The sequence below is a fragment of the Gordonia sp. AC31 genome (genome assembly GCF_031844505.1).
GTDB classification, from domain to species: domain Bacteria; phylum Actinomycetota; class Actinomycetes; order Mycobacteriales; family Mycobacteriaceae; genus Gordonia; species Gordonia hongkongensis.
Genome location: NZ_JAUZVK010000028.1, coordinates 1 through 21,929, shown reverse-complemented (window position 1 = coordinate 21,929; position 21,929 = coordinate 1). Strand labels below are relative to the sequence as shown.

Below are 21,929 nucleotides of genomic sequence, written 5' to 3'. Positions count from 1 at the left end.
GCTCGGACAGCGGTCAGACGCGACCCGCCGCGCCGTGGACACGGGCGCTCTCGTACAGACAGATGGCCGCCGCGGCAGCGACATTCAGGCTCTCGGCGCGGCCACGGATGGGGATGGACACGCGGTGGTCGGCGGACCGCTGCACCTCGACCGACAGGCCGTGCGCCTCGTTGCCGAAGAGCCATGCGACGCGGCCGGAGAGGATGTCGCCCGCCGCGTCCAGGGCGACCTCGCCATCGGCCGCGGTCGCCAACAGGCTGATGCCGGACCCCCGGATGGCGTCGAGGGCGTCGTCGACGGCGCGCTCACGCACCACGGGCACCGTGAACACGCTTCCCGCGCTCGCACGGACGCACTTGCCGTTGTGGGGGTCGACGGCATCACCGAGCAGGATCACCGCGTCGGCGCCCATCGCGTCGGCGCAGCGGATGAGCGTGCCCGCGTTCCCGGGCTCCCGCGGCTCGACCGCGATCGCGAGGAGTCGCGGCCCGGCGGTGAGGACGGCGTCGAGCGGCACGTCGAGCAACGGGCAGATCGCGAAGATGCCCGCGGGCGTGGACGTCTCGGCCAGCTTCGACGCGGCGCGGCCGGTGATCACCGACACCGGGACGCCAGCCGCCGCGGCGGTCTCGGCGAGATCGCGATGACGGAACTGCTCGTCGTCAGCGACCAGGACCGCCTCGGCCCGTCCGACGGCCAGCGCCGAGGCGACGGCATTGGCACCTTCGGCGACGAAGCGACCCTGGTCGCGCCGCTCGGCCGCGCGATGAAGCTTCGCATACGACACGACCCGCGAGGATCGCTCGGACAGGACCTCCGTCATCGGAGGTTCTTCCGCGCGACTCGCGGGTCGTGGGTGCTGGTGCGCAATCAGGCAGCCGGCGCGTTGACGTCGGCCGGCAGTGCCTTGCGGGCGACCTCGACCAGACCGGTGAAGGCCTCGGGATCGGTCACGGCGATGTCGGCGAGCACCTTGCGGTCGACCTCGACACCCGCGGCCTTGAGGCCCTGGATGAGTCGGTTGTAGGTGATGTCGTTGGCGCGGGCCGCGGCGTTGATACGCGAGATCCACAGCTTGCGGAACTCACCCTTGCGCGCGCGACGGTCGCGGTAGGCGTAGTTCAGCGAGTGGAGCTGCTGCTCCTTCGCCTTGCGGTAGAGGCGCGACCGCTGTCCGCGGTAGCCCTTCGAGGCCTCGAGGGTGGACCGACGCTTCTTCTGGGCGTTGACGGCCCTTTTCACGCGTGCCATGTGTTAGATCCTTTTGCTTGTCAGATGTCTGGGGTCGCTGGCGTCAGCGGTTGAGCAGTCGCTTGATGCGCGGGGCGTCGTTCTCGCTGACGACGGTGGTGCCGTCGAGACGACGGGTGCGCCGAGACGACTTGTGCTCGAGCAGGTGGCGGCGGTTGGCCTTCTGGCGGACGATCTTTCCGCTGCCGGTCACCTTGAAGCGCTTCGCGGTGCCCTTGTGGGTCTTGCTCTTCGGCATGTTCTTCCTTCTCTCGGGCGAACTCGGGCACCGGACCCGGCGAGGTCCGGTGTGTACCCGTGTTCGCGTGTCGTGATCTCGGCCGGAGCGGTTCGGACTCTCGTCCGGCCGATCGACTCAGTTCTCGTCCGCTCAGTTCTCGCGGATCAGCTCGCGTCTGGGGCGGCCTTCGGGCCACCGGAACGCTCACGGCTCTCTTGCGCCTTCTGGCGGGTCTTCGCACCCTTGTGCGGCGCGAGGACCATCGTCATGTTGCGGCCGTCCTGCTTGGCCGAGGTCTCGACGAAGCCGTAGTCGGCGACATCGTTGCCCAGGCGCTGCAACAGTCGGTAGCCGAGCTCGGGGCGGGACTGCTCGCGGCCGCGGAACATGATGGTGACCTTCACCTTGGATCCCGCTTCGAGGAACCGGATGACGTGACCCTTCTTGGTCTCGTAATCGTGGTCGTCGATCTTGGGACGGAGCTTCTGCTCCTTGATGACGGTCATCTGCTGGTTGCGACGCGATTCGCGCTGCTTCTGGGCCGCTTCGTACTTGAACTTGCCGTAGTCCATGATCTTGCAGACCGGCGGACGGGCGTCCGGGGCCACCTCGACCAGGTCGAGATCGGCCTCGTAGGCCAAGCGAAGCGCATCTTCAACACGCACGATGCCCACCTGCTCCGAGTTGGGTCCGACGAGTCGGACCTCAGGGACGCGGATGCGCTCGTTGATGCGGGTCTCAGTGCTGATGGGGCCTCCTTGTTCAATCCTGCAGTGGTAACCGTCGCGTCGTGGCGAGGGACGTATGCAAGAGAACCTGCGGGACACCTCAGCAAGGAAGCCCCGGGACTGATGTCCGCGGGGCTCCGATACCGACCGGTTCGTCCACGCGTGCCAGTGCTGACACACGCTGCCGACGACATGCAGCTCAGCATCGAGAGATGCGATCTGCGACGATCGGCGTGAACCGGACCGTGCAACTGCGAGAACCTCGCGTCGAACGGTGGGAGCGGAACTCCACTTACGACCCCGGCGCATACCAGGGCGGTCGTGCTATGGGAGTCTAACAGCCATGGCCGAGAACTCCTATTCGTCACCTGCACCGTTACCCCCGGAGGGTGCGACGGGCGATGGCGCCGACCTGGGAGATGCGGCGCACACCGATCCCGACAACGTCCGTGACCTGGGCGATATTCCGGCCATCGAGGTCATCACCCGATCCATCGTCATGCTGATGAGCGCGGCGGCCGAGAAGCTCGGCCTGGCCGAGGGGACCCCGGCCGACCGGATCGACCTGCCCGAGGCCCGCACCCTGATCACCGCCCTGGCCGGCATCGTCGACGCGTCGAAAGCCGATCTCGGCATCCACGCCGCGCCCATCCGCGACGGCCTCAAAGGGCTGCAGCTGGCGTTCCGGGAGGCCAGTGCATACCCGGACGAGCCCGGCGAGGGCCCGGGCGAGAAGTACACCGGCCCGGTTCGCGCGCCTCGGCGGTAGTGGCCTCGACACGCGGCGGCCTCGCTCCGCTCGGCCGGCGCTGCTCGACCAGCGGAGGGCCTACGCTGGACCCATGACGAATGCCGAGGAGCCCGGACGGTCCGACGAGATCATCGATGCGGAGATCGTGCCGACCGGCCCGGTGCCCGGAGCGGTTCCCGATCCGGATTACTCCGACAGCGGCGTCCCGACCTTCGACTTCGTGCGCGACAAGATCGAGAACCGCATCACCACCGCGATCGGGTCGCAGGAGCTGGCGGAGGCGAGCGCCGAAGGCCAGTCCGTCGACGAGATGATGCGCAAACGCGACGAGGCCGCGAAGAAGCGACTCGAGGAGATCCGCAAGTCGATGGGTTCGTAGCGCACTCCCCCGCCGCGCATTCCCCCTCAGAACACGCAAATCGCCACTCCCGTTGACGTCTGCCGCGGTAACCGGCGCTCCTGCAACGGAAGTGGCGATTCGCGTTCGGTGGCTCAGCCCACCGACGCCACCGCGTGGTCGATGTCGACGATCTCGGCCAGGAATTTGCCGGTGTGACTGCCCGGAGTCGCGGCGATGTCCTCCGGAGTACCTTCGCCGACCACGGTTCCACCACCCGCGCCACCCTCGGGTCCCATGTCGATGACCCAGTCGGCGGTCTTGATGACATCGAGGTTGTGCTCGATCACGATGACCGTGTTGCCCTTGTCGACCAGGCCGTTGATCACGGCGAGCAGCTTCTTGATGTCCTCGAAGTGCAGACCGGTGGTCGGCTCGTCGAGGATGTAGACCGTCCGGCCCATCGACCGCTTCTGCAATTCAGCCGCCAGCTTCACGCGCTGTGCCTCACCGCCGGACAGCGTCGGCGCCGGCTGCCCGAGCCGGACATAGCCCAGACCGACGTCGACAAGTGTCTTCAGGTAGCGATGGATCGAGGTGACGGGCTCGAAGAAGTCGGCGGCCTCCTCGATCGGCATGTCGAGCACCTCGGAGATGGTCTTGCCCTTGTAGTGCACCTCGAGGGTCTCGCGGTTGTACCGCGCGCCGTGACAGACCTCGCACGGGACGTACACGTCCGGCAGGAAGTTCATCTCGATCTTGATCGTGCCCTCACCGGTGCACGCCTCGCAGCGGCCGCCCTTGACGTTGAACGAGAACCGCCCCGGTTGATAGCCGCGGACCTTCGCCTCGGTCGTCGCCGCGAACAACGTGCGGATCTTGTCGAAGACACCGGTGTAGGTGGCCGGGTTCGACCGCGGGGTGCGCCCGATCGGCGACTGGTCGACCTGCACGAGCTTGTCCAGGTTGTCCAGGCCCTTGATGCGGGTGTGACGCCCGGGCACCTGACGCGCGCCGTTGAGCTTGTTGGCGAGCACGGTGGCCAGGATGTCGTTGACGAGCGTCGACTTGCCCGACCCCGAGACACCGGTGACCGCGGTCATCACGCCGAGCGGGAACGACACGTCAATGCCACGGAGATTGTGTTCCCGTGCGCCGACGACCGTCAGCTGGCGCTTGCGATCGATCGGCCGCCGGATGTCCGGCACCGGCAGGGTGTCGCGACCGGCGAGGTAAGCACCGGTCAGCGACTTCCGGTTCTTCAGCAGGTCCTTGTAACTGCCGCTGTGCACCACGTGCCCGCCGTGCTCCCCGGCACGGGGCCCGATGTCGACGATCCAATCGGCGGCGCGGATGGTGTCCTCGTCGTGTTCGACGACGATCAGTGTGTTGCCCAGATCCCGAAGCCGCGTCAACGTGTCGATGAGTCGGCGGTTGTCGCGCTGGTGCAGACCGATCGACGGCTCGTCGAGAACATAGAGGACGCCCGCGAGACCCGAACCGATCTGGGTGGCCAGGCGGATGCGCTGCGCCTCACCGCCCGACAACGAACCCGCGGCGCGCTCGAGCGACAGGTACTCGAGTCCGACGTCGAGCAGGAAGCGGATGCGGGCCTGGACCTCCTTGAGGACCCGTCCCGCGATCGCGGCCTGCCGGGAGTCGAGCCGCAGTTGGTCGAGGAAGTCGGCGCAATCGGCGACCGACAGGGCGCACACCTCGGCGATCGACTTCGGCCCGAACTCCGGGTGGTCGAGCGTGACGGCGAGGATCTCCGGGCGCAGGCGCGCACCCTGACAGGCAGGACACGGCACGTCCCGCATGTAGCCCTCGTACCGCTCCTTCATCTGCTCGGACTCGGTCTGGTCCATGCGGCGCGCGAGGAACGAGAGCACGCCCTCGAACTCGGTGTAGTACGAGCGGGTGCGGCCGTACCGGTTGCGGAACTTGACGTGGACCTGGTGGTCGCTGCCGTTGAGCAGGGCCCTGCGCGCCTTGATCGGCAGCTTCTTCCAGGGCGTGTTGATGTCGAACTTCATCTGATCGGCCAGACCGGACATCAACCGGAGGAAGTAATCGGCGTTGTGCCCGGTCGACCACGGCGCGATGGCACCCTCGGCGAGCGACATCTCCGGGTCGGGCACGACGAGCTCCTCGTCGACCTCCTTGCGGATGCCGAGCCCGTCGCATTCCGGGCATGCGCCGTACGGCGAGTTGAACGAGAACGACCGCGGTTCGAGGTCGTCGATCGCGATCGGATGCGCATTCGGGCAGGCCATCCGCTCCGAGAAGCGGCGCTCGCGTTCCGGGTCGTCCTCCTCGAGGTCGACGAAGTCGAGCACGATGATGCCGTCGGCCAGACGCAGACCGGTCTCGACCGAATCCGTCAGGCGCTGCTTGGCGCTGGCCTTGACGACCAGGCGGTCGACGACCACCTCGATGTCGTGCTTCTCCTGTTTCTTCAGCTTCGGCGGATCGGTCAGCTGATGGACGACGCCGTCGATGCGGGCGCGGGAGAAGCCCTGGGTCTGGAGCTCGGCGAAGAGGTCGACGAACTCTCCCTTGCGGGTACGCACGACCGGCGCGAGCACCTGGAAGCGCGTGCCCTCGTCCATCGCGAGCACCTGATCCACGATCTGCTGGGGTGTCTGCTTGGCGATGGGCTCGCCGCAGATCGGGCAGTGCGCCTTGCCGGCGCGGGCGTAGAGGAGACGGAGGTAGTCGTAGACCTCGGTGATGGTGCCGACGGTCGACCGGGGATTGCGGTTGGTCGACTTCTGATCGATGGACACCGCGGGCGAGAGGCCCTCGATGAAGTCCACATCCGGCTTGTCCATCTGCCCGAGGAACTGCCTCGCATAGGCGGACAGTGACTCCACGTAGCGCCGCTGCCCCTCCGCGAAGATCGTGTCGAAGGCGAGGGATGACTTGCCCGATCCCGACAACCCCGTGAAGACGATGAGGCTGTCCCGGGGCAGGTCGACATCGATGCCGCGCAGATTGTGTTCGCGGGCACCTCGGACGATCAGACGATCAACCACTGCAGTCCTTACATTCTCGAGTCACAGGGCGCACAGACGGCGCACGGGCACAGTACCGACGGCCACCGACAAAAACGTCGCCATGCACTCGCCCCGGGGAGATTCGGAGTCCGACGACCGGGCGATCGGTCTCGCCGCCCGCGTGTCATCGCCGAACCGATGGTCCAGGATACGCGCGCCACGCCGGGTTTCATGGTCGCGACCGTCACATTCCGGCTGCCCGCTGTCATAGCCTGTCGGCATGACCTCCCCAGCGACACCGATCAGCGACGACTACACCGGCGACCTCTCCGAGTCGAAGACCCCACAGCGCCGCACGCTGTCGTCGGCCACCATCGTCAAGCTGTCCGTCGGCCCGATGGACAACAACGTCTACCTGGTGACCTCGCGTGCGACGGGCGATCAGCTGATCATCGACGCGGCCAACGACGCGGAGACGATCACCGAGGTCTTGTCGGCCGTCGAGGGAACGCCGAAGCTCATCTTCACGACGCACCAGCATTTCGATCACTGGCAGGCCCTGGCCGCCGTCACCGAGTCCACCGGGGTGCCGACCGCGGCGGGGCGCCTCGACGCCGATGAACTGCCCGTCACCCCCGACCGCCTCGTCGACGACGGTGACGTCCTCGAGGTCGGCGACCTCAGTTTCGAGGCCATCCACCTCGTCGGGCACACCCCGGGATCGATCGCTCTCGCGCTCACCGACGTCGACGACAGCGGCGAGCGAACCGTGCACCTCTTCACCGGTGACTGCCTCTTCCCCGGCGGGATCGGCAAGACCTGGAAGCCGGAGGACTTCGACACCCTCCTCACGGACGTCTCGACGAAGCTGTTCGACCGCTTCGACGACTCGACCATCGTTTACCCCGGCCACGGCAAGGACACCACTCTGGGCGCCGAGCGCGGGTCACTACCCGAATGGCGTGAGCGCCGCTGGTGATCCGGAAGCTGGCGACGCCGGTCGACTCCCGAGTGTTTGGTCGCCGTCGCGGGCGGTTACCTGTTCCTCGGATCGTTCGGCGAGTCGTGACCCGCGATGCCCGTAGGTACGCAAACCGGTCACGGCACGCCGAGTGACCTGCAGATTCGTTGCGACAGGGTAGCGTTGAACGGGCCAGAAACGCGCTTCACCCGACGGATCTCGATAGCCAAACCCGACTGAAGAAGGTTGTGACCGATGATTCTCCGCCGTATAGCCCGTCCGCTCCTCGCCTCGGCGTTCGTCGCCAGCGGCGTGGACGCCATCCGGAGCCCCAAACCGATCGCGCAGTCCGCCGAGCCGGTCGTGGACAAGGCCCGGTCGTCGCTCCCGCCCGAGGTGGCCGGCCGGATCCCGGAGAACACCGAGACCCTGGTGCAGATCAACGCCGCCGCCCAGATCGGCGGCGGAATCCTGCTCGCCACCGGCAAGTTCCCGCGCGTGGCGTCCGTCGTCCTGGCCGGCACCCTGATCCCGACGACGGCAGCGGGCACCGACTTCTGGAACGAGGCCGACCCGGTCAAGAAGGAAGCCCAGCGCAACGCGTTCATCAAGAACGTCGGCCTGCTCGGCGGAGTCCTGTTGGCGGCGGTCGACACCGAGGGCAAGCCGTCGCTCGCGTGGCGCGGCCGTCAGAAGGCATCCGCTGTGGCCGCGGCGCTGCCGATCGGTGCCGCCGCCGGGTCGTCGACCTGGGAGCACCTCGTCGAGCGCACCCACGACGGCGCCGAGATCGTCTCCGAGCGGTCCGCCGACGCCGCGGCGAAGTTCCGCGAGCACGCACCCGAGATTGCCGAGGCCGCGCAGAAGCGCTCCCTCGAGCTGGCCGGCAAGGCCGCCGAGACCGCCTCCGATGTCGCGGATCGCATCAAGGACCGCGCTCCGGTCGTCGCCGACGCGGCTCTCCACCGGTCGTCGGAGCTCGCCGACACGGCGCTCGCGCGTTCGTCTGATCTCGCCGAGACCGCGCGCAAGCGGGGCCCGAAGCTCGTGAAGGAAGCGCAGAAGCGAGCCGAGAAGGCTCAGAAGCAGGCCGCGAAGGCGCAGAAGCAGGCGAAGAAGAAGGCTCCGAAGATCGCCGATTCGGCCCGCGACCGCGCGTCCGATCTCGCCGACACCGCCCGCAAGCGCGCACCGGAGTTCGCCGACGTGGCACGCGATCGGTCCGCCGAACTCGCCGACGTCGCCCGCGCACGGTCGGCCGAGCTCGCCGAGACCGCACGCCAGCTCGCCGCAGCTGCCGAGGACTCCGCCGAGCAGAGTCGCAAGCGTCTGCGCAAGGCACGTCGCTGATCCCTCGGGGTCTCCACGCGCACGAGCAACAGATACGAGCACGACCCTGAGCACAACCGATCTCACGACCACGGACGCGGTGCACCCGCCAGAGGATTATCCCTGGGTGCCCGCGTCCGCGGGGCTGAGAGAGGCCTCGCTGCACGAGATGACGCTCGCGGGTCCGCCGTTCGGGACGGTCCCGTCGGTGGGCTCGCGGCTCGTGGTAGCGGTCGGGTCGAATGCCGCCCCCGACGTTCTCCGTCGCAAGCTCGCCCACGTTCCGTCGACGGACCGGATCTGCCTCCGCACGGTCCGCGTCACGAACATCACAGTCGGCCATTCCGCCCATGTAGCGGCCCGGGGATACATTCCGGCCGCACCGATCCTCGCAGGTGAGGGCGCGATCACGACGACCGCGGCCTGGCTGGGTCCCACCCACATCGATGCTCTCGACGCCACCGAACCCAACTATGATCGACAGACAGTGACTACGCGCGACCACCCCGTTCTCGGCCGTCCCTCTCCCCTCCTTCCGGACGAGTGGACCCCGCCTGCGACCTTCGACCTGTACGTGTCCCGGCACGGCGTCCTCGCCGACCCGGTCACCGGTGACCCCGTCCCCTTCGGCGCACAGACCGACGTTCTCGAGTGGCTGTCCCGCCGACTCGACGACGAGACACTCGCCGACCCGGCGTCACAGGTCTGCCGCCGCTTGTCCGCCGACCCCCGCGCGATGACCGCCCGCATCCGGGCCGCCGGACTGGCCCGGTCCCACGGGTCCCGCGCACCGCTGTCGATCGGGGACGGCCGATGACCGCCCTCTCGCCGGACGCCGACCCCCGCGTGGACGAGGAACAACGGCACCTCGACCGCGTGTACGGCAGGCTGGACCGGATGCGTCGGACCACCCAGCGTCGGTTGTCGTCGACGCTCTCCGAACGCGGCGGCACACCGCAGGCGCTGTCCGAACGCGAGTCCTACGAGCGGATGTACAACGAGGATCTCGCCAAATTCGATGCCGCCGAACACAATCTGTATTTCGGTCGTCTCGACCTCGAGGACGGCGAGATCCGGCGCATCGGACGCATCGGTGTCCTCGACGACGGTTTCGCCGACGACGGCGAACTCGACGCCACCGCCACCGACGCCACCCTGCTGCTGGACTGGCGCGCGCCGCTGGCCCGGCCGTTCTATCTGGCGACGCCCGCCGCGCCCGAGGACGTCGCGCGCCGTCGCCATATCCGGACCCGCAGCCGCAAGGTCCGCGGGGTGAGCGATGAGTCCCTGACCGCAGGCGATGCGCTGCTCGACGACTTCGGACACGGCGACGTCGTCAACGAGTCGGCTCTTGTCGCGGCCCTCAACGCCGCCCGCACCGGCGAGATGACCGACATCGTCGAGACGATCCAGCGCGAGCAGGACCTGATCATCCGGTCGACGCATCGCGGGGTCACCGTCATCCAGGGCGGCCCCGGAACCGGCAAGACCGCCGTGGCGCTGCACCGAGCCGCCTACCTGCTCTACACACATCGCGAGAACCTCTCGCGCAGCGGCATTCTCATCATCGGACCCAACGACGACTTCCTGAACTACATCGGCCAGGTGCTGCCCTCGCTGGGCGAGTCCGGCGTGCTCCTCTCGACCATCGGGGACCTGTTCCCCGGCGTCCGCGCGGGCACCGCCGACCCGCGGACGACCGCCGCGGTCAAGGGCGGACTGCGCATGGTCGACGTCCTCAAGCGGGCGGTGCGTGCCCAACAGTCGCTGCCGTCCCGGCCCGAGGCAGTCGATTTCGACAGCTACACCGTCGAGATCGACTCGGCCCTGGTCAAGGCCGCGCGCGCCAAGGCCCGCGCGACTCGACGCGCCCACAATCTCTCGCAGAACGCCTTCCTGAAGGCGGGACTCGCCGAACTCGCGGCGCGGCACGCGGCGGCCATCGGATCGAGCCTGCTCGACGGTTCGCAGTTGCTCAGCCCCGCCGACATCGCCGACATCCGCGACGACATGAGCCGCGATCCCGACATCCGTGCCGCGTTGCTGCGGTACTGGCCGACGCTGACCCCGCAGGCCCTGCTTCGCGACCTGCTCGGCGACGAACGCGCGATCCGCAAGGCCACCCCGGGTTGGACGGACGCCGATCGTGCGGCGCTGCACCGTCCGTCGCGCCCTGCCACGACGTCGGGCGCGGACTTCTCGCCTGCCGACGTCCCATTGCTGGACGAACTCGCCGAGCTGATCGGTTACGGCACCGAGGACGCGGAGCGGGCCGAACGCGCACGCTGGCGTCGCCAGTTGGCCGAGGCGCAGGACGCACTGGACATCCTGACCGGCTCGGCGCCGCAGGACCTCGAGGACGAACTCGATCCCGAGATCCTGATGGCCTACGACCTGATCGACGCAGAACAGCTCGCGTCCCGCCAGACCGAGACACGACGCGCCACGACGGCCGAACGTGCCTACGGCGACCGCACCTGGACGTTCGGCCACGTCATCGTCGACGAGGCCCAAGAGCTCTCCCCCATGTCCTGGCGGATGGTGATGCGACGCATCCCGAATCGGTGGATGACGATCATCGGCGACACCGCTCAGACATCCGACGAGGCGGGCACGCGCTCGTGGGCCGAGGTCCTGGAGCCGTATGTCGCGAAGCGCTGGCAGTTCAAAGAGCTGTCGGTCAACTACCGGACCCCGAGCGAGATCATGGAGTACGCCGCGCGCGTCCTCGACGAGATCGGCAACGGCGAGAAGGCCCCGACCTCGTTGCGCAGCAACGGGATCGAGCCGGTGGCGCTGCGGGCGGACAACGACTCCCCGCGGAGCATCGCCGACGCCGTCCTCCGAGCCGTCGGGCTCGCCGAACCCGACGGCCTCACCGCCGTCGTGGTCCCCGATCACCTGCACGACGCGATCGACGCGGCGCTGGCGCCGGATTGCTTCACGCTCCCCGACCGGGAGCCACCCCGGGTGTACACGGTGCGGAGCTGTAAGGGCCTGGAGTTCGACACGACCATCGTCGTCGAGCCCGCTGCGATCATCGACCAGTCACCACGCGGGCTCAGCGACCTGTACGTCGCCCTCACCCGGGCGACCCAGCGACTCGTCGTCGTCCATCGGGACGACCTCCCCGACGCCCTCGCGGATCTGCCGGCCGGCTGAGGGCGCGCGATCCCCGCTCCGCTCCCGGTTGATGCGACCTGCCGACCCGGTTACTGCGAAAGCACTCGTTGTGATCGGAGCGGCCCAATTACTGCTCCCTGAGGAGGCCGGAGCTTGCGGAGGCCGTCACGAAGGGTCTTGGCGAGACGGGTTGCGAAGACCCTTCGTGACGCGCCCTCCGCAAGCTCCGGGCGCTCCTCAGGGAGCGGGGGTCGGCCGCGCCCTCCGCAAGCTCCGGCCTACTCAGGGAGCGGGTGGGGGCCGTCGCTTGCGCGCCGCGACTCGGCCTCGCGGATCGCCGCGTCGATCCGCGGTCCGATCACCTCGAGCGCGTCGGTACCGACGATCCCGAGGTGATCGGCATCGACGTCGACACGGGTGACCCGCCCGCCGAGGAACGATGTCCAGCGTCCGGCGGTGCTGTCCGGGTCGGCCTCCCCCGCCGCCGCGACGACGAGCATCGCGTCGCCGTCGTAGGTTCGGGGCCGATGGTCGACGGTGCGTCGGGCCGACGTCGCCATCCGTTGGAGCATGCGGTCGAACGCGGGTCCGTCGAGGAGTCCGAGTCCGACGACCCGCTCGCGGACCGCCGCCGCCATCGCGGCCGGATCGTCGGAGGCGGTCACCGCGTCGATGTCGATGACCGCTCGCCACCCGCCGAGCAGGTCCGCGACCGTGGCTCGCGCATCCTCCGCGGACACCTCGGCACGCGCCGCCGCCCCGTCGGTCTCGAGTTCACCGCCGGTCGCGGGATAGCTGTCGAGGAGGCCGAGGAACCCGACTTCGGCACCCTGCGAACGCAATTCGGCCGCCATCTCCTGGGCGATGAGCCCGCCGAGGGACCATCCGACGAGGTGGTAGGGCCCCTGCGGGACGATCGCCCGGATCTCGGCCACATACCGCGCGGCGAGTTCGCGGATCGACGTGGCGGCCGTGTCGCCGGCCACCACGAAGGGGTCCTGCAGACCGAAGACCGGCCGGTCTTCGAGATACGGTGTGAGACCGGCGAACAGCCACGCCAACCCATCGGCGGGGTGGACGCAGAAGACCGGTTCGCGGCTGCCGTCCGCCCGTAGCGGCACGACCACCTGGCCCCGCGGTTCGGCGGTGTCGGTGGATTCCTCGTGCGTCGCCTGAGCAGCGAGCCGGGCGCCGAGATCGCGCGGTGTGGGTCCGGCGAAGATCCATGCGACCTCGACGGGCAGTCCGGTCCGTCGCCGCAGCAGCGACACCAGCCGAACCGCCGACAGCGAGGTCCCGCCGAGGTCGAAGAAACCCTGGTCCGCGTCGGTCACCGCGGTCCCGGTGATCTCCGACATCGCTTCGGCGACCGTCACTTCCCAGCGGCCGGTCGGGGCCGCGGGCTCGGCGTCCTCGCGTCCCCCACCGGCTGAGTTCATGAGCGACGCGACCTCGCGGCGTCCGGGTCGCCCGTCCGCGCCGACCGGGATGGCGTCGACGACGCTGATCACCGTCGGAATACAGTGTGCGGGCAATACTCTCGACAGCTCGCGTCGGAGGTCGGAGGCGCCGGGGCCGTCGCGGTCGACCACGACCCAGGCCCCCACCTCGACTCCGTCATCCGTCGGCTGACCGTCGGACGCCGACGCCACGACCGCTGCAGTGACGACGCCCGCCACCGCGTTGAGTGCCGCCTCCACCGCATCGAGATCCACTCGCCGCCCGCCGATCCGGGGGTGACGCTCGACCGGCCCGAGGATCTCCGGTCGTGTTATCGAGGCGTCGACCCACCGCGCCCGCATACCCGTCGCGAGCAGCGAACCGTCTGCCGTGCGCTCGTGCAACTCACCCGGCACCCGCGCCGGTACCGCCCGGCCCGCGCTGTCGAGGATCAGCGACGCACCGTCAACGGCACCGGTCACATCGACCTCGTCCAGCACCATGTCGATGTCACCGGTCACGGCGTCGAGCATGCCTAGGAAGACGTCGCGTATCGATTCAACCGTCTCGATGTCGAACAGCGCTGCGGCGTAGTCGATCTCGCCGACCAACTCGACAGCCGTACCGACGGACCGCTCCGCGAGACCGAGGGTGAGGTCGACCTTCGCCGGCGGCGGCCCCGGTTCGACGGCCACGACCTCGAGACCGTCCACGATGAGCGGCTCGGCGTCCGCGCCGATACCAGGCACCGCCGGTGTCCCGGACGACTCGCCGAGATAGTTGATCATGACCTGCACGAGCGGCGCGTGGGCGGTGGACCGGACCGGGGTGAGGTGCTCGACGAGGGTCTCGAACGGGATGTCGGCGTGCGCGAAGGCCGCGAGATCGGCGCCGCGGACCCGGCGGAGCAGGTCCTCGACCGTGTCCTCGGAGTGCACCGATGTGCGGAGCACCACGGTGTTGACGAACATCCCGATGAGGCCCGCCGTGGCCGCGTGCCCGCGACCGGAGATGGCGGCGCCGACGCTGATGTCCCGCACATCGGCCACACGGGCGAGTGCGGCGACGAAGGCGGCGTGACAGACCATGAACGGGGTCATCCCGTGCACGCGTGCGGTCGCCGCCACCGCCGCGCTGCGCTCCTCGCCGATCTCGAGGGGCAGCCGACCACCGGTGGGGTCGGCGATCGGCGGACGCGGACGGTCACCGGGGATCTCCAGTGCGGCCGAAACGTCGGCCAGCGTCTCGGTCCAGAACGAGTACTGCGCCGCCATCGGTGAGGTCGGATCGTCGAGGTCCCCAAGCAGATCGCGTTGCCACAGCGCGTGATCGGCGTATGCGATCTCCGGTACCTCGATCGACCCGTCTTCGGTGCGTCGACCGTTGCGGTACCCACCGAGGACCTCCGCGGCCAGGATCGCCAGGGACGCCGCATCGCCGGCTATGTGATGCAGGACCAGCACGACTCGACACACCGGCGGCGCCGCACCCTCCGCTGATACCAGCGACGTCACCACACGCAACGGCAGCTGCGTCGTCACGTCGAATCCCTCCGCGCACAACGTCATCGCGTCCTCGGGTGTCCCGGCCGATTCCCAGCGCAGTCGGGCCGCCGCCACCGAAGGATCGAGGATGTGCTGGAGCGGCACCCCGCCGTCGCCGAGCGGGTAGACGGTCCGCAGCGGTTCGTGTCGCGTCATCACAGCCGCGACCGCGGCGCGTAGTGCGTCGACATCGAGGAATCCCCGGATGTCGAACGCCATCGGCATGTTGTACGTCGGGGACGTCACGTCGAACTGGTTGATGAACCACAGTCGTTGTTGCGCATACGACAACGGGATGCGCTCGGGCCGGGGTCGTGCGACGAGCGGATGGTCGGAGACCCGATGACGCGTGACGAGTTGCGCGAGCTCGCGGACCGTCGGGGTGCGGAAGAGGTCGCGCACATCGAGGTCGGTCCCGAGCTGCTCGCCGATCCGGGCGACGACCCGCATCGCGGCGAGCGAGTTGCCGCCCAGATCGAAGAACGGCGTCGTCACCGAGATCTCGTCGAGTCCCAGCACGTCGGCGACGACGACGGCCACCGCCCGTTCGACGGCGTCGGCGGGCGGCACCATCTCGACCGGCTCGCTCCGCGGCGCGGGTAGGGCCCGGCGGTCGAGTTTGCCGGTCGCGGTCACCGGGACCGAATCGAGGACCACCCACTGCGTCGGGTGCATGTACTGCGGCAATGCCTGCCGCAGATGCTCACGGATCGCGTCGAGATCGACTCGGCCGGCGAGGTATCCGACCAGTGCATCACCCGCCGGACCGCTCCGGACGGTGACCGCCGCGTGCGAGATGCCGTCGACGCGGGCGAGGACGGTCTCGATCTCCCCGAGCTCGATGCGCTGTCCGCGCAACTTCACCTGGAAGTCTGCCCGGCCGAGGTATTCGAGCGCACCGGAGGCGTTCCAGCGCACCAGGTCACCGGTCCGGTAGAGGCGGCCTCCGTGCGGGCCGGTGGGGTCGGCCACGAACCGTTCGGCGGTGAGGTCGGGCCGGGCGGCATAGCCGCGCGCCAGCTGATCGCCGCCGACGTACAGCTCGCCGACCACCCCGACCGGCGCCGGGCGCAACCCGTCGTCCAGCACCCACGTGGTGGTGTTCGCGTTCGGGCGCCCGATCGGCACGATCACGTCGCCGGGGGCGAAGCGGTAGGCCGTCACCTCGACGGCCGCCTCCGTCGGCCCGTAGAGATTGTCGAGGTCCGCCTGCGGCACGAGCGCCGCCATGGCCTCGGCGGTGGCGGCCGGCAGTGCCTCGCCCGACGCGTTGACACGCCGCAACGACGACAGTGCCGCGCGCCGCCGCGGGTGGTCGCCGATGTACTCGACGAACGCCGCCATCATCGACGGCACGAAGTGTACCGAGGTGACCCGATGCCGCTCGATCTCGGCGAGGACATGGGCCGGGTCGATGTGGCGGCCGTCCTCGACGATGACGAGGCGGGCCCCGGCCATCAGCGGTTCGAACAACTCGGGGACGGACACGTCGAAGGTGACCGGCGTCTTGAGCAGAACGGCATCGTCGGGACGCAGCGGGGAACGCACCGCCATCCATGCGAGTCGGTTGAGTACGGCGCCGTGACTGACCGTGACCCCCTTCGGCGTTCCGGTCGAGCCGGACGTGAACAACGTGTAGAGGGCGTTGCCCGGACACGGGCGACGGAGTTCCGGCCGGGGACCCGAGCGGTCCTCCGGCGGGGCGTTTCCGTCGACGACGAGGGTTGGTACCGACAGACCGGACAGCGCGAGCGGGGTCACCTCAGCGGTCAGGATGACCGCGATCGACGCGGCGTCGACCATCGCGGCCACTCGTTCGGGCGGAGTCGACGGGTCGATGCTGACATAGCTGCCGCCGGCCATCACCACCGCGTGGATCGCGAGCACCAGCTCCACCGACCGCGGGATACACACGCCCACGGCCACTTCAGGACCCACGCCGTGTGCGGACATCGTCTCGGCCAGCTGGGTGATCCGGTCCATGAACTCGCGGTAGGTCACGGATCGCGCACCGGCCACCAGGGCCGTCGACTCCGGTGAGCGTCGCGCGGCCGCCTCGATCGCATCGGTGACCGTCGACCACGGCACCGACAGATCGGGGCCCGCGACCAGTTCGGCGATCCGCGCGCGCTCGGCCGCGTCGGTCAGGTCGATGGCACCGACAGCCTTGTCGTCGGCACCGACGACCGCCTCGAGGACCCTGGTGAGGCGGGTGATCGCGGTGCGCGCGGTCCGATCGTCGAACAGGTCGGTGGCATAGACGATCTCGACGTCCCACGCGCCTTCGGGACGGATCGTCACCGCCACGGTCAGGTCGAGCTGGGTGGTGCCGGTGGACGCCTCGATCGGTTCGAAGGTCAGATCCGCCGATCCCGAGGGGTCGGTCCCGACCGTTCCGGTGTCCTGATCGTGCAGCACCGACAGCATCACCTGGCTGATCGGGGCGAACGCCTCCGACCGGACCGGGGACAGTCGGTCCACCAGATACTCGAACGGGACATCGGCGCGTGCGAGGGCGTTGATGTCGTCGACGCGCACCCGTTCGAGGAACTCCCCGACCGGCGTCCGGGGGTCGACGTCGGTGCGCAGGACCACGGTGTTGACGAACATTCCCACGAGGTCGTCGAGATGCGCATGGCCCCGTCCGGCAACCGGGGTGCTGATCACGATGTCGCGGGTCGCGGACAGCCTGGCCAGCACGATCGACAGCGCGGCGTGGACGACCATGAACTCGGTGGCCCCGTGGGCGCGGGCCGTGTCCGTGATCCGCTGTGTCAGTTCGGTCGGGATGGCCGCGGTGACGCGACCGCCCCGTTGCGACGCGACCGCCGGTCGCGGCCGGTCCGTGGGCAGCGGGAGGAGGTCGGGGATCCCCGACAGTCGATTCACCCAGTAGCCGACCTGGCGACCGAGAACGGACTCCGGCGAGTCGATGTCCCCCAGCGTCTCCCGTTGCCACAGTGCGTGATCGGCGAACTGGATCGCCGGCGCGGCCGCCGCTGGCGCATGGCCCTCGGCACGCGCCAGATAGGCCCCCCACAGATCGGCGGCGAGCGGCCTCATCGACTCACCGTCGGCGGCGATGTGATGCAGTACGACGACGAGGACGTGGTCGTCGGTGTCGATCCCACCGTCGCCGACCGCGAACAGGCGAATACGCAGCGGCAGTTCGGTGGTGATGTCGAAGGCGGCATCACCGACGAGTGCGGCCGGGTCGGCGGGCTCCCGCGGAGCCGCGATGTCCTCCCACCGCAGGCGGGCCCGGGCCTCGTCGATCGGCAAGATGTGCTGCCGCGGTTCACCACCCGGCGCCGGGAACACGGTCCGCAGGATCTCGTGGCGGTCCAGCAGGTCGACGACGGCGGCGCGTAGCGCACCCCGGTCGAGCCGGCCGCGGAGGCGGACGGCCATCGGGATGGTGTAGGCCCCCGAATTAGGATCCAACCGGTTCAGGAACCAGATCCGTTGCTGCGCATACGACAGCGGAATGTGCGCGGGCCGCGGATCGACACGGCGCAGCGGCGGCGGTCGTGACGCGTCGTCGTAAGCTGCGTCGACGCGACGAGCAAGCAGGCGAACCGTCGGCGCCTCGAAGACGTCACGGACACCGACGCGGACCCCGAAGGCGTCCCCCGCGCGGGCACTCACACGCGTGGCCGACAACGAGTTGCCGCCGATGACGAAGAAGTCAGCGGTCACCGACACGTCGTCGAGTCCGAGAACCTCGCCGACGATGGCCGCGAGTAACCGCTCGGTGTGCGTCGACGGCGGAACGCGTTCGGCGTCGGCCTTCGACGGCTCGATGGCGGGGAGGCCGGCGCGGTCGATCTTCCCGATCGGGCTGCGCGGCATGGAGTCGAGCACCGTGAGTGCCGCCGGGACCATGTGCGATGGCAGATGGGTCGCGAGATGTTCACGGAGGGCGGAGATCTCGACCGGCCGTCCGGGCTCGACGGGTTCGACGTAACCGGCCAGCGAGGTCACCGGGTTCCCGACCCCGATGACCGCCGCCGTCCGCACCTGCGGGTGTGCGGTCAGGACGGCCTCGATCTCACCGAGTTCGAGCCGTTGTCCGCGCAATTTGACCTGGAAGTCGGCGCGGCCGACGTAGACCAATCCGCCACTGCGGTCCCGGCGCACGAGATCCCCGGTCCGGTACATCCGCGTGCCCGGTGCCCCGTCGACGGCGGCGACGAAGCGCTCGGCGGTCAGCGCCGGCCGTCCGTGGTAACCGCGTGCGAGTTCGGGACCGGCGAGGTACAGCTCCCCGACGACCCCCGGCGGCACCGGATGCAGCCGCTCGTCCAGGACATGGGCGCTCGCGCCGGGGACCGGGCTGCCGAGGTGGACCGGCTCGTCGACGCCGATCGGGGGCGAGGTGACGCTGATGATCGTGGTCTCGGTGGGTCCGTAACCGTTGTGGAACGCCACGTGCGCGGCCCACCGGTCCTTCTCCGTGTCGGGGACGGCCTCGCCGCCGACGAGGACGTCGGTCATGGGCAGGCGGCCGGGATCCGGCAACGACGCCGCCACCGACGTCACCAGGAAGGCGTGGGTGGTGCGGTGCGTCGTGATGACGTCGGCGAGCTCGCGGCCCCCGTACACCTCGGGAGGCGCGACGACGAGCGTCGCAGCACTGCCGTAGGCACCGAGGACCTCGAGTATGGCGGCATCGAACGCGGGCGAGCTGATCCCCAGCCAGCGCGCGTCGGGCCCGGATCGGTGCCGGTCGCGCAGCACCGTACTGACACCCGCGAGGCCGCGGTGCGTCACGTGCACCCCCTTCGGCGTCCCGGTCGATCCGGAGGTGAAGATCATGTAGGCGCCGGAATCGGGTGTCACCGGCCGGTTGCGACGCGGCGGGTCGAGCGCCGGGCGTCTGCGCAGGTCGGCGACGAGCGCCGCGTCCAGCAGCAGTCGCGGCGGCCACGTGGAGGCCGTGTCGGCGGTGGGCCCCTCGACACTCCCGTCGGTGAGCACCAGCACGGCGTTCGCGGCGTCCAGGACCCGAGCGATGCGTTCCGCCGGGTAGCGGGGGTCGATCGGGCAGTACACCGCACCGGTCTTGGCCACTGCCCACAAGGCGAGCTGCGCGGTCGTCGAGCGCGGGAACGCGCTGACGACCACGTCCTCCGGACCGATACCGCGGCCGATGAGGACCGTCGCGAGATGCGAACTCGCCGAATCGAGTTCGGCATAGTTCCAGACGTGTTCGGGGTCCGCGGCGGCGGGGTCGACGACGGCCGGGTGGGTCGGACGCATCCGCGCCGCGTCGATGAGCAGGTCCGAGAGGAGTTCCGGGGCGGGATCGGGGTCGCCCGAGACGAGCGGGATCATCTCCTCGTCAGGGGTCAGTAGCTCGAGGTCCCCGACCGGCAATGTGCTGTCGCCGACCGCGGACGTCAGCACGCCGACGAATCGGTCCGCGAGCCGGCGCGCGTCGGAGTCGCCGAAGAGGTCCGTTGCGTAGGTGAGCGAACCGCGCCACGGAGCCCCCTCGGCCGGGTCCGTCAGAACACCGAGGGTCAGGTCGACTTTTGCCGAGTTGTCCTCGACGGCAACGGGTTCGACGTCGAGGCCGGCGAACTGCCCACCGGGGGCGGCGGGGGCGGCGAGATCGGACGTGGTGAGCAGCACCTGGACCAGTGGCGCATGGGACGCGGTGCGGGCCACCCCGAGTTCGTCGACGACGTCGTCGAACGGTACGCCGGCGTGATCGAGGGCGTCGAGATCCACCTCGCGCACCACCCGCAGGAGGTCGGTGAACGGCTGTGCGGGGACGATCGGGGTCCGCAGCGCGACCGTGTTGACGAACATGCCGATCAAGTCGTCGGTGTCGCCGTCGCGGCCCGCGGCGGCGGTCCCGATGACGACGTCGCGGCTGCCCGACAGCCGACCCAGCACCGCGGCGAGTGCGGCGTGCAGCACCATGAATGCGGTGGCGTCGCCGGCGCGGGCGAGGATGCCGATCCCCTGCGCGACACGTCCCGGGATGACGAACTCGACGGTCGCGCCGCGCATGGTCGGCGTGGCCGGGCGTGGATGGGTGGTGGGCAGATCCATGAGGACCGGGGCGCCGTCGAGCCGGCGGGCCCACCACTGCCGGTGCTCGTCCTGCTCGTCCGCTCGTCCGGCGACCTGCAGGACGTGATCGGCGTACTGGATCGGGAGCGGCGGCCAGTCCGGGCTCCGACCGTCGCGTCGTGCCGAGTACGCGGTGAGCAGATCGCGCGACAGCGCCCGGCCCGACTCGCCGTCGGCAGCGATGTGATGGATGCTGACGGCCAGCAGTGCACTTGTACCGGGATCGACGTATACGCGGGCGCGCACGGGCAGGTCACGGGTCAGGTCGTATGGCTCGGCGGCGACGGCCAGCGCTTCGGACTCGGAATCCGCCACCGCCCAGTCGAATCCGGTATTCTCCGGATCGACGTCGTGGATTCGTTGCTCGGGGCGTCCGTCGCGGGACACCGGGTAGGTGGTCCGGAGAACCTCATGACGGGCGACCACGTCGGCGAGCGCTCGGCGTAGCTGTTCGACCTCGACCGTGCCGCGGAGTCGGAAGGCGAACGGGATGATGTACGACGCCACCGTCGGCTCGTACTGGTTGATGAACCACATGCGGCGTTGGGCGCTCGAGAGAGGCAAGACCGACGGACGGGCCGGTGCAGCCGACCGATCCGGGACTGCGGTTCCGGCCCCGGCGATGTCTGCCGCCTGGATTCGACGCGCGAGATCACGGACCGTCGGGGCGTCGAAGACGTCTCGCACCCGTACCGGGACGCCGAGCATCCGGGAGACGCGGGCCGCGAGTCGGGTCGCGGCCAGTGAGTTGCCGCCGAGATCGAAGAAGCTGTCGGTCACCGACACCGAGTCCGCGGCAGACAGCCCGAGCACGTCGGCGAAGACACCGGTGATCGCGACTTCGGCGTCGGCCTCGGGGAGCACGCGTTCGGCGGCGACAAAATCCGGTGCGGGCAGGGCTTTTCGGTCCACCTTGCCCGCGGTGTTCAACGGCAACGTGTCCAGGACGACCCAGGACGTGGGGCGCATGTACGCGGGTAGTTGCTCAGCGGTCGCGCGCAGATGCTCGACGTCGACATCCGCTCCGGTGACGTGAGCCACGAGTTGTTCTCCCGCAGCGAGTTCCATGACCGAGACCACCACCTGGGCGACACCCGGCGTGGTGCCGAGGACGGTTTCGATCTCCCCCAACTCGATCCGCTGCCCCCGCAACTTCACCTGA

The 21,929-nt window shown here is 69.4% G+C and carries 12 protein-coding genes; 6 read left to right on the top strand and 6 right to left on the bottom strand.

What is annotated here, in order from left to right:
- Window positions 1–13: 13 nt before the first annotated feature.
- From Q9R39_RS21935 to infC, 4 genes are all read right to left on the bottom strand, one after another.
- A complete protein-coding gene (locus tag Q9R39_RS21935; RefSeq protein WP_078113161.1) occupies window positions 14–823 on the bottom strand; it encodes an RNA methyltransferase in 810 nt (269 codons plus the stop codon).
- A gap of 47 nt (window positions 824–870) precedes the next feature.
- Complete coding sequence (rplT, locus tag Q9R39_RS21930; RefSeq protein WP_010844357.1) at window positions 871–1,251, bottom strand: 50S ribosomal protein L20; 381 nt, start codon at window positions 1,249–1,251, stop codon at window positions 871–873.
- A 43-nt stretch (window positions 1,252–1,294) separates the two neighbouring features.
- Entirely contained in the window at window positions 1,295–1,489 is a 195-nt protein-coding gene (rpmI, locus tag Q9R39_RS21925) for a 50S ribosomal protein L35 (protein WP_012834577.1), read from the bottom strand.
- A gap of 146 nt (window positions 1,490–1,635) precedes the next feature.
- Window positions 1,636–2,277, bottom strand: a complete 642-nt coding sequence (infC, locus tag Q9R39_RS21920; protein WP_162540013.1) for a translation initiation factor IF-3 — start codon at window positions 2,275–2,277, stop codon at window positions 1,636–1,638.
- 265 nt (window positions 2,278–2,542) lie between these two features.
- Between infC and Q9R39_RS21915 the strand changes: the two genes are divergently transcribed.
- Together Q9R39_RS21915 and Q9R39_RS21910 are read left to right on the top strand one after the other, a co-directional pair.
- Window positions 2,543–2,968, top strand: a complete 426-nt coding sequence (locus Q9R39_RS21915; RefSeq protein WP_058253854.1) for a DUF1844 domain-containing protein — start codon at window positions 2,543–2,545, stop codon at window positions 2,966–2,968.
- Window positions 2,969–3,041: 73 nt separating this feature from the next.
- Complete coding sequence (locus Q9R39_RS21910) at window positions 3,042–3,329, top strand: PspA domain-containing protein (RefSeq protein ID WP_078113163.1); 288 nt, start codon at window positions 3,042–3,044, stop codon at window positions 3,327–3,329.
- Between the two features lie 113 nt (window positions 3,330–3,442).
- Here Q9R39_RS21910 and uvrA read toward each other — a convergent pair whose 3' ends face one another.
- The gene (uvrA, locus tag Q9R39_RS21905) at window positions 3,443–6,325 is read right to left on the bottom strand and encodes an excinuclease ABC subunit UvrA (RefSeq protein WP_068971019.1); all 2,883 of its coding nucleotides are present in this window, start codon (window positions 6,323–6,325) and stop codon (window positions 3,443–3,445) included.
- A gap of 241 nt (window positions 6,326–6,566) precedes the next feature.
- Between uvrA and Q9R39_RS21900 the strand changes: the two genes are divergently transcribed.
- The 4 genes from Q9R39_RS21900 (at window position 6,567) to Q9R39_RS21885 (ending at window position 11,738) form a co-directional block, all read left to right on the top strand.
- The gene (locus Q9R39_RS21900) at window positions 6,567–7,265 is read left to right on the top strand and encodes an MBL fold metallo-hydrolase (protein WP_078113164.1); all 699 of its coding nucleotides are present in this window, start codon (window positions 6,567–6,569) and stop codon (window positions 7,263–7,265) included.
- Between the two features lie 237 nt (window positions 7,266–7,502).
- Window positions 7,503–8,597, top strand: coding sequence for a DoxX family protein (locus tag Q9R39_RS21895; protein WP_068971017.1), 1,095 nt, complete (start codon window positions 7,503–7,505; stop codon window positions 8,595–8,597).
- 106 nt (window positions 8,598–8,703) lie between these two features.
- On the top strand, window positions 8,704–9,393 hold the full coding sequence (locus Q9R39_RS21890; RefSeq protein WP_176455927.1) for a hypothetical protein: 690 nt from the start codon (window positions 8,704–8,706) through the stop codon (window positions 9,391–9,393).
- The gene (locus tag Q9R39_RS21885) at window positions 9,390–11,738 is read left to right on the top strand and encodes an AAA family ATPase (protein WP_078113165.1); all 2,349 of its coding nucleotides are present in this window, start codon (window positions 9,390–9,392) and stop codon (window positions 11,736–11,738) included. Before Q9R39_RS21890 ends, Q9R39_RS21885 begins: the two co-directional genes overlap by 4 nt.
- A 239-nt stretch (window positions 11,739–11,977) precedes the next feature.
- On the opposite strand, the gene Q9R39_RS21880 is transcribed toward Q9R39_RS21885, so the two are convergent.
- Window positions 11,978–21,925, bottom strand: a complete 9,948-nt coding sequence (locus Q9R39_RS21880) for a non-ribosomal peptide synthetase (protein WP_311278256.1) — start codon at window positions 21,923–21,925, stop codon at window positions 11,978–11,980.
- Between the last annotated feature and the right edge of the window lie 4 nt (window positions 21,926–21,929).